10 protein-coding genes and 1 pseudogene are annotated in these 8,934 nt (G+C 41.9%); 4 read left to right on the forward strand and 7 right to left on the reverse strand.

Annotation, left to right across the window (positions count from 1 at the left end):
• Positions 1 to 16 precede the first annotated feature (16 nt).
• The 4 genes from groES to K1X76_12605 form a co-directional block, all read right to left on the reverse strand.
• Positions 17 to 313 (reverse strand): co-chaperone GroES, encoded by a 297-nt coding sequence (gene groES, locus K1X76_12590; GenBank protein ID MBX7149901.1) that lies wholly within the window; start codon positions 311 to 313, stop codon positions 17 to 19.
• Between the two features lie 170 nt (positions 314 to 483).
• Complete coding sequence (locus K1X76_12595) at positions 484 to 1,533, reverse strand: 3-deoxy-7-phosphoheptulonate synthase (GenBank protein MBX7149902.1); 1,050 nt, start codon at positions 1,531 to 1,533, stop codon at positions 484 to 486.
• A gap of 5 nt (positions 1,534 to 1,538) precedes the next feature.
• Positions 1,539 to 1,811 carry a DUF507 family protein gene (locus K1X76_12600; GenBank protein MBX7149903.1) on the reverse strand — a complete coding sequence of 91 codons (273 nt, stop codon included), beginning with the start codon at positions 1,809 to 1,811 and terminating at the stop codon, positions 1,539 to 1,541.
• Between the two features lie 15 nt (positions 1,812 to 1,826).
• Positions 1,827 to 2,108 carry a DUF507 family protein gene (locus K1X76_12605; GenBank protein ID MBX7149904.1) on the reverse strand — a complete coding sequence of 94 codons (282 nt, stop codon included), beginning with the start codon at positions 2,106 to 2,108 and terminating at the stop codon, positions 1,827 to 1,829.
• Positions 2,109 to 2,268: 160 nt separating this feature from the next.
• Here K1X76_12605 and K1X76_12610 point away from each other — a divergent pair, with 160 nt between their 5' ends.
• Entirely contained in the window at positions 2,269 to 3,696 is a 1,428-nt protein-coding gene (locus K1X76_12610) for a right-handed parallel beta-helix repeat-containing protein (protein ID MBX7149905.1), read from the forward strand.
• Between the two features lie 2 nt (positions 3,697 to 3,698).
• Here the strand turns inward: K1X76_12610 and K1X76_12615 are convergent, their stop codons facing one another.
• Complete coding sequence (locus K1X76_12615; protein MBX7149906.1) at positions 3,699 to 4,142, reverse strand: hypothetical protein; 444 nt, start codon at positions 4,140 to 4,142, stop codon at positions 3,699 to 3,701.
• 130 nt (positions 4,143 to 4,272) lie between these two features.
• Here K1X76_12615 and coaBC point away from each other — a divergent pair.
• Positions 4,273 to 5,535: pseudogene (coaBC, locus tag K1X76_12620) on the forward strand (bifunctional phosphopantothenoylcysteine decarboxylase/phosphopantothenate--cysteine ligase CoaBC).
• Here coaBC and K1X76_12625 read toward each other — a convergent pair.
• Positions 5,528 to 6,247, reverse strand: coding sequence for a viroplasmin family protein (locus tag K1X76_12625; protein ID MBX7149907.1), 720 nt, complete (start codon positions 6,245 to 6,247; stop codon positions 5,528 to 5,530). The pseudogene coaBC and the gene K1X76_12625 sit on opposite strands and share 8 nt — an antisense overlap.
• Positions 6,248 to 6,249: 2 nt before the next feature.
• The gene (locus K1X76_12630) at positions 6,250 to 7,380 is read right to left on the reverse strand and encodes an ATP-binding protein (GenBank protein MBX7149908.1); all 1,131 of its coding nucleotides are present in this window, start codon (positions 7,378 to 7,380) and stop codon (positions 6,250 to 6,252) included.
• Between the two features lie 175 nt (positions 7,381 to 7,555).
• On the opposite strand from K1X76_12630, the gene K1X76_12635 reads away from it, so the two are divergent.
• Together K1X76_12635 and K1X76_12640 are read left to right on the forward strand one after the other, a co-directional pair.
• Positions 7,556 to 7,903: a hypothetical protein gene (locus tag K1X76_12635; protein MBX7149909.1), complete on the forward strand. Its 348-nt coding sequence runs from the start codon at positions 7,556 to 7,558 to the stop codon at positions 7,901 to 7,903.
• 50 nt (positions 7,904 to 7,953) lie between these two features.
• The coding region (locus K1X76_12640) for a hypothetical protein (GenBank protein MBX7149910.1) at positions 7,954 to 8,934 on the forward strand (981 nt) is incomplete at its 3' end.

Raw genomic sequence — 8,934 nt, forward strand, 5'->3', positions numbered from 1 at the left:
TGTTGTTATTAAAAAATTAATCCAAGATAGCTTGGATATCGTCTTCACGCATGATGAGATATTCTTCGCCGTCTAATTTGATTTCGGTGCCGGAATATTTGGAGAAGAGAACTTTGTCTCCTACCTTTACATCCAGCGGAACTTTTTTGCCGTCGTCTAAAATTTTGCCATTGCCAACAGCTAATACTTCACCTTCTTGCGGTTTTTCTTTAGCAGAATCGGGAATAATGATACCGCCTTTGGTTTTTTGTTCTTCGGAAAGTCTTTTAACAATAAGACGATCGTGAAGAGGACGAATTTTTAATTTTGCCATATATGCTCCTCGTAAAAATTTATTTATATATTAATAAGATACTTCAAAAGCTGCGCGAATATAGGCTATTGGCCCTGTATGTCAAGGGGGAGAGGTGCTTTTTTTGAATAAAAAGTGAAAGATTGTAACATGGGCCCCATTTTACATCTAATTAACTGAAATTATTAAGGTTATAATTTGGAATAGGCATCTAAAATCATGGTTTCGGTGGTTTCCCAGTTTACACATTTATCGGTTACCGACACACCATATTTTAAATCTTTCAAATTTTCGGGGATGGGCTGGTTGCCTTCATTTAAATGGCTTTCAATCATAAAACCACAAATAGCTTTTTGGCCGGCTGCAATTTGCCTAATTCCTTCTTTTAAAACATCGGGCTGCAGTTTGTGGTCTTTGTTAGAATTTTCGTGCGAGCAATCCACCACAATTTTGGGCAAAAGTTTTTCTTTGGCTAAACCTGCCAGGCAGGCTGCAATGCTTTCTTCATTATAATTAGGTTTACCACCACCGCCACGCAATACAATGTGACACAATTTATTGCCCTTGGTGGAAAATTTGGAAATTTTTCCTTCGGAGTTAATACCTAAAAAATGATGGGACGAGAGAGCCGATTTCATGGCATTTAATGCTACGGTAATGCCGCCATCGGTTCCATTTTTAAAGCCAACAGGCATCGATAAACCACTCGCCATTTCGCGATGCGTTTGTGATTCTGTGGTACGGGCACCAATAGCCGACCACGTGATGAGTTCCGCTAAATATTGAGGGGTAACGGGATCAAGCGCTTCGGTTCCCGATGGAAGGCCTAATTCGGCAATTTTAAGCAAAAGTTCACGGGCAATTTTTATTCCTTTTTCAATATGAAACGAATCGTCCATGTGAGGGTCGTTAATAAGACCCTTCCAGCCCACCGTGGTGCGTGGTTTTTCAAAATACACGCGCATGATGATAAAAATTTTATCTTTTACTTTATCACTTAAGCTTTTAAGACGGCCGGCATACTCAAGGGCGGCTTTGGTATCGTGAATAGAGCAGGGACCCGTCACAATAAAAATACGTTTGTCTTTGCCTAACAGAATGTCTTCTAGTGTTTTGCGTGCTGCCAATACATTAGACAAAACGGTTTCGCTGGCCGGCAGCAGTTTTTTAACTTCATCGGGCGAGGCCAGTTCTTCGGAGCCGGCAATATTGGTATTAATAAGTTGGCTTAAATTCGTCATAGTTTTTACATTTTATGTTTGGCCATTTCTTCTTCGGCATATTTGCGGTGCAGCACGTCCCATTCGGGGGTTCCTTCTATCACGCCGCGTTTGAGGCTGGCTATTTTAGCGCGTACAGCTTCGTCAATTTTTTCTTCTAACTGCATCATCCCCAAAAAAGTACTTTTAATCACGCGCAGCGCTTCGTCTTCGTCGGTGTAATCCACCACTTCATCCAAATACAAGCGATCGTGGATTTTGTGGCAAATATTAGAAATGCGGTCTTCGGTGAGTTTCATTTTCTTGTTTCCCTTTTACATGACGAACTTATACTTTTTTACCAATTCTTTTTTAATCATCATCAGCATTTTACGTTCATCAAATTCATCGCCTTTAATTTGGCTTCTGTATTTATCCAAAGTGTCTCTCGCTTCGTCGTCAATTTTACGTTCTAACAACATGTCTTTGGTAATCACCTCATTAATTTTTTCCTCCACCTTTTTTTCGGATACCCGCATGGTGATGAGGTTTTTATCTTTTAGGTTTCGTAAAATGAGGTGACTGATTTTTTCAATCTGTTCTTTTTTAAGGCGCATAGACCTTAATTTTCACAAAATAAGCGGGATGACAAGGAAATGTTACAGCCCCTCTATTAAGTAGAAAATGCTACCTGTTTGTTATCACTTTATTCATTTAAACCCAAAATAAAGTTTAACAAAGTGTTGTTATGACCGATAACTAACAACAGGAGAGCTTATGAAAAATATTTTGTTTTTATTGGGTTTGTTTATTTCTGTTTCGGCCCAGGCAGCCACATTTTATGCGGCGCCCCATGGTTTGCCAGCTAATCCGGGCATTTCCCCTTTAAATCCCACAACAATTGATCAGGCTATACTTAATGCGGCTAGCGGCGATACCATTCAAATGGCGGCTGGTTTGTATCAAAATGTGGATATTCACGTAGATAAGAGTCTTAACTTTGTAGGCAAGGGCATGGGCTCTACCATATTAACAAGTACGGTTTCTTATCTTTTTAGTATTTATGATCCAACTCGCCAAAATCAACTTAACGTTAACGTGAGTGATTTAACTTTTTTAGGAGATCATCGACAAAATAATTGTGTATATGCCCCAGGCGCAACAAGCGTTAATTTGGCCTATACCATTCGCTTTGGACGGGTAGAGTTTTCGGATTGTGTAAAAGGTATTTTTACTACGGGAATAGCCTCCCTTACCGTAGAAGATTCCAAGTTTTATAATAATATAGACAGTATTTATAGTACTTCGGGAGGGAATTTAACGGTCAATGGATCTGATTTTTATGCCATCAATACAAACCGGATTACAGCTTATGAGCCTCTGGATGGTACTCATTTTGAAATTAACAACAACACGGTTCAGCCTTTAACGGGTTCGGTTTCAACCTTATTTGAACTTATTGGAGCCATTGGTGTGGATACTTATCATAGTGTGGTGATGAATAATAACGATATTGATCAGGCACAAGGTATTAGAATTATTGCATCGGATCAGCATGTGGATGTTGAGTTTAAAAACAACATCATAAAAAACTATGCGGGTATAGGAATGCGTTACGGCGCTTACATTTATTCGTTGGGAGAGGTTACCATTGAAGGTAATGAAATATTTGATTTTGATATGGGTATAGGTATTGGGCGCGCTAATAAAACAAAGGTGGTTAATAATCTTGTTTATAACAATTTAGGTGTTGGTTTTGAGATAAGAGGAGATGATGTAGCGCACGATAATGTTTTGGTGGCTTATAATACGGCAGTTAACAATGCCGTTGGCAATTATGTGGTGGTTGATAGTTGGTCGAGTGCAAAAATTGTTAACAATATATCGGTGGGGTCACCCGTTGGATATTCATGTTCTCGCTTTTTATGGCCCATTGCCCCGCGTGCCAGTCTTGAAACCGTTGATTTTGGCAATAATGTGAGTTTTCAGGATGCTACACCCATGGATACTTCCTTATGCCGTCATATTAACGTTTTGGGTCCGTCCTTGTTTGTAGATCCTCTGTTTGTTTCTTCCACCGATTTTCATTTACAGGCCGGATCTCCACTTATTGATCAGGGACGTGGTTTTTTTATTTCGCGCGATTTTGACGGATACCGGCGTTTGCCCCAAATGAATGATATTGGAGCTTTTGAGTTTCATTAGTACTACGGCCGGCTCTCCAGCGCTAATTTACCGGTTCCCTGGCAGGTGGGGCATTTTTGGGTCATGCCAAAAGTTCTAAAAATAGTGCGGGTGTATTCTTCGTGTTCGTAATTGTGATCGGGATATTTTAAATGGGCCAACTCGTGCGCTAAGGTATCTAAAATTTCTGTGCGTGGAATAGGAAATATTTTTTTTATTTTTGTTTTTCCCCTCGGGGTTTTAACTGTTTGCTGGGTATGGGTAGCTAAAACAATAATGCGGGTTTCAAAATAGACGTTGGCATACACACGCATGATGCGTTTTTTAGTGGGTTTAAATGATCGGATTTGTGTGGGTAAAACCAGGCCCGGCATTTTAGCTTTTGCCTTGCGGATATAGGGCAATACCCACTCCAAACGGGGAGAGGTCTTAATACGCAGAGCCGTTTCCTTCTTTTTAGTAACCATAAACTATTGAGATTATTATAGAATATAATGCCCCTCCCATGAAAGACTAAAAAAAATATTATGTGATGGACGTAACGCAGCGCGATTTACTAGTATAAACAGGTACTTGTGCGTATGTTGGAAGAATAAGATGAAGAAAAAATCTAAAAAAATTGTCCTGGGAGTTACCGGCGGTATTGCCTGTTACAAGGCTTGTGAACTAACACGTCTTTTAAAAACCGAAGGGCATGATGTGCATGTAGTGATGACCAAAGCCGCTAAAGAATTTGTAACGCCCCTTACATTTCAGGCCCTCTCCCTTAATAAAGTTCACGACGACATTTTTAATTTAACGCAAGAATCCGAAATGGGGCATATCGAGCTGGCTGATACGGCCGATTTAATTGTGATTGCTCCGGCCACAGCTAACTTTTTAGCGAAAACAGCGCATGGTTTGGCCGATGATCTCTTATCCACCATCATACTTGTGACCAAAGCCCCCATTCTGCTGGCTCCTGCTATGAATGTGAATATGTGGGATAACGCGGCCACAAAGGATAATGTAACTCTTCTTAAAAAACGTGGTTTTCACTTTGCAGGACCTGCTAAGGGCGATTTGGCGTGCGGCTGGGAAGGGTATGGGAGGCTTGCGGAACCTAAGGATATTGTTAAATCTATTCAGGCCATCATCAAATAGCTTCTACTTAAAGTGCGTTCGATGATTCGTGCGATCGTGCGATCGAATGAAAAAAACGAACGTACGAACGCACGAATGTACGATCGTACGAATAAAACAATTCTGATCACTGCCGGACCAACTCAGGAAAAACTGGATCCTGTGCGCTACATTTCTAATTATTCGTCTGGGAAAATGGGTTTTGCTTTGGCAGAAGCCGCACTTGGTTTAGGTTATGAGGTAATTCTTGTCTCCGGTCCTGTTTCTTTATCTGCTCCTAAAAAAGCAAAACTGATAAATGTGACCAGTGCACGCGAGATGTATGACGCAGTGATGACGCAGTATAAAAAGGCAGATATCCTCATGATGGTGGCGGCTGTGGCCGATTATCGTCCTGTTAAATCCTCCAAAACGAAAATTAAAAAGAAGAAAGAGACGCTCACTTTAAAACTGGTTAAAAATCCGGATATACTCAAGGCTCTTGGTGCTAAACGACGTGCAAACCAGACTCTGGTTGGCTTTGCGGCCGAGACCAATCATCACGAAAAACATGCCCTCAAAAAATTAAAAGAGAAAAAATGTGATTATATTGTGATGAATAATGTGGCGCGTTCGGACATTGGCTTTCAATCCGATAACAATGAAGTGATTGTGTTTGGGAAAAATAATATTTCGTATAATTTACGACGCGCTTCTAAGATAAATATTGCGAAAATGATTTTAAAAATTGTTACTTAAGCGCAACCCCCCAACCCTCCAGCACTTTCGTTTCTTCTTCGGCACTCATCACCTTTTTAAATTTTGCACCCGAAACCCCTTTCACGCGCGCTTCGCATTCGGCCCAGTTGGCATGACGCATGGCGGTTTGCCCTAAAAGACTTAAATAAGCATAGGGAGCAGATGGTTTAGATGATTTTCCTGTCATTTCGGGAATAGGAGCAAAAGGCGGGAGTGTTTTGATATCAAAGTGATAGCGGGCGGCAGGGCCTTTGTAGAGTTCGATGGATTTGTTTTGTGAGAAAGCCACCGCAATTTCATCCACGCGTTCGTTGCCTTTAATTCCGGTATGGCCTCGTACGTATCTCCATTCAATATTTTTGGACCCAACACGCATCACGGCTTTGTCTAATGCTTCCCACAGATCAGCATTTAAAACTTCTTTTCCTTCGGCTGTTTTCCAGCCTCGCTTTTTCCATCCAAAAATCCACGCGGTGATTCCTTTAAGGACGTAAGCTGAATCTGTTAGAATAATTATTTGCTCATCATTTTTATTTAAACTGTTCAATCCTTCTATCACACCGGTGAGTTCCATTTTATTATTGGTGGAACGAGAATCGCCGCCGCCCAGTTCATAGACGTCTCCCGTGGGTAAGCTTACAATAGCTCCCCACCCGGAAGGGCCCGGATTTCCTGAGCTGGCGCCATCGGCGTAGATAATGATTTTGTCCATTTTTAAAACTCCATTTTGGCTAGCCAAGAGGTGGCCGGTTGAATACTAAGCCCACTGGGGTAGTCTTTAGCTTTTGTGGTTTTATAGACCAGTTGAATGAGGCTTTTATTTTTAAAAAATGGCCCCAAGCTTTTAAAAGAAGGTGACGGTGTGGTGTCGGCCCATTTGGCTTCGATAAGAGTGTGGATTTTTTGGTTATGTGTAATTAAAAAATCAATTTCGTGGCCTTCTTTATTTTTCACATACCATAAATCGTAATTTTCACCCAGGGCATCTTCCCTATAATGAATTTCTTTGAGCAGAGACAGCGCGACCAGATTTTCAAATTTTATTCCGTCATCCCCTGCAATTTGAGCTGTATCGTAAAAATAATATTTGGGCATTTTGTTTAGCGTTCGGGTTAAATTTTTATGATAGGGCTTAATGCTAAAAATAACAAACATCGATTCTAAGATAGTAAGCCAATGTTTGACGGTTTTGTCACTTACTTGCAAATCACCTGCAAGCGAGCTGTAGGATACGGGGGATCCCACCCGATGACGCAAAAGTTCAATTAAGGTTTCAATTTGGGTAATGCTGCGGATATTTTCAAGATCAAGCAAATCCTGGCGCAGGATGATATCGAGATGTGTTTTTTTCCAGCGCTTGTAATAAACGATGTCACCTTCCAGGTAGGGTTCGGGAAAACCGCTTACTAAAAGCAGTTTGTTAATTTCGTTTTCCAGATTTTCTGGTTTTAAAATCTGGCTAATTTCCTTGATGTCGAGGGGGTATAGGCGGTACGAAAAATAACGGCCTGCCAGAGAATCACCCACTTTGCGGTATGTGTCCAGCTTGGAGCTGCCGGTAACTACTATCTTTTGTTTTTTCTCCTGGGTATCCACAATGCCTTTAAGCCAGTTTTTCCATTTTTTCATTTTATGGATTTCATCAAAGACCACGAGAGGAAGCGATTTATCCCAGGCTTCATCTATCATCTGCAGGCGATGGGCTTTTGAATCGTAATTGAGATAGTCGTGTGATTTATCCAGAGAACGAGCCAGCGTGGTTTTTCCGGTTTGGCGAGGCCCCGCAATAAAAACCATTTTGCGTGTTAGGTCTTTTATAATAGAGGGAGTGATCAAGCGGTTCATTTGGCCATTCTGAACAGTACTCCGAAAAAGTCAAGGCTTATTCGGATATGGGTCCGAAAAAGTCGAAATGGTAATGATTACAGCCTGGTAGCAGTTCCCACATTTCGGGCCTATTTTGGAAGCAACGATCATCCCCAATATGCCGATAATAAAACTGTTGGGGAGGAATTTATTTATGAGCACAAAAAATACAATAGGTTATGCCGATTTGTCTATGCTGGCGCAAGATTATGTGGTGGGTTATGGAGATCAAAAAATCAGCAATGTGGCTACTTTGCGTACAACGGTGGATGTTGACGGTAATTTTGAAATCAGTAAAGATGAGTGGGATGCGGCCATTGCCAGTGGTTCTATCGATTGGCTGATTGATCCATTTCGTAAAGATGAATTTCATTTACAGGGTTCAGGTCTTTTTTATGAAATTGGCCCCCAAGTTGCAGCCCAGCCCAGCCCAGCCCAGCCCAGCCCAGCCCAGCCCAGCCCAGCCCAGCCCAGCCCAGCCCAGCCCCTTCTGCTGATGTAACTAATCCCGGAACAGCCCCACTTGATACCGGCCCTGTTTATGCCGATCCCATGCCCTTGCCATTGCCGCTTGAAGAGGACGATGGGTTTTGTGATTCAACTTTGGGGAGTATGGTGTGTGCTACAAATGGTTTTTATGATGGGGAAGAGGTGTGTGCTACAAATGGTTTTTATGATGGGGAAGAGGTAGGTGATTATAAAGGTATAGCTGTTAATCAGGGGGAAACTGTTACAATTTGGAGACTCTCCGAGGATAGAGGAGGCATCAAAATTGAAGCTAGCAGAGGTTATTATCCAAGTGAACCTATTAAATACTTTGTAACATATTCAGATAGTGCATCTATAAGTAAGGAAAGATTTTTTTACATTGGATATCCAAACTTAGTTAGCCGGCTGATTCGCTATATTGATGCTCTTGGTTTTCATCTATCTCCAGACGCGGAGGGGTTTCCCAGATATATAGCCCAGTGTGATACCTATAATGTTCAAATTCAAATTGATGGGTTGTTTATTAAAAGTTTGTTAAAAGAGGTTACAAGTCTTGAAGAAGGAATAAAAAGCTTTACAGAGGAAGTGAGAAGGCAGGCTATAAAAAGCAATTATATAGGTGGCAATGGCGAGTATGTTTTAGAACTTGAGTGGGCAAGGAAGATTGCAAGATTGAGGGCTGTGGCATTTAGTAGAAGTTCCGCTAGTAGAAGTTCCGCTAGTAGAAGTTCCGCAGTTGGCGGTGCTGTTGGATCTGTATTTGGCATAGCCGATGTGCTGATGGATAATGCGGGTGTGCCTGCAGAATGGCAAGCGGGTGTGTTGGGTACGGTAGGCGGTGGTATGGTGGTGGCAGGGGCCGCTACGGCGCCTGTTGATTTATTAGCCATGCCTGTGGCTATACCCGCGCATGCGGTGGGGGAATCTGTTGGTGAATGGGTGGGAGAAACGCAAGTAGTGCAGGGCGTGGAAGAAACAGTGGGTTTTGATTTAACCACCGATCAGTGGGGGACATTAGGCGGAAGTACAGCGGGAGGGATCGCG

Source organism: bacterium, assembly GCA_019695305.1.
In the GTDB taxonomy this organism is placed as follows: domain Bacteria; phylum UBA10199; class UBA10199; order UBA10199; family JAIBAG01; genus JAIBAG01.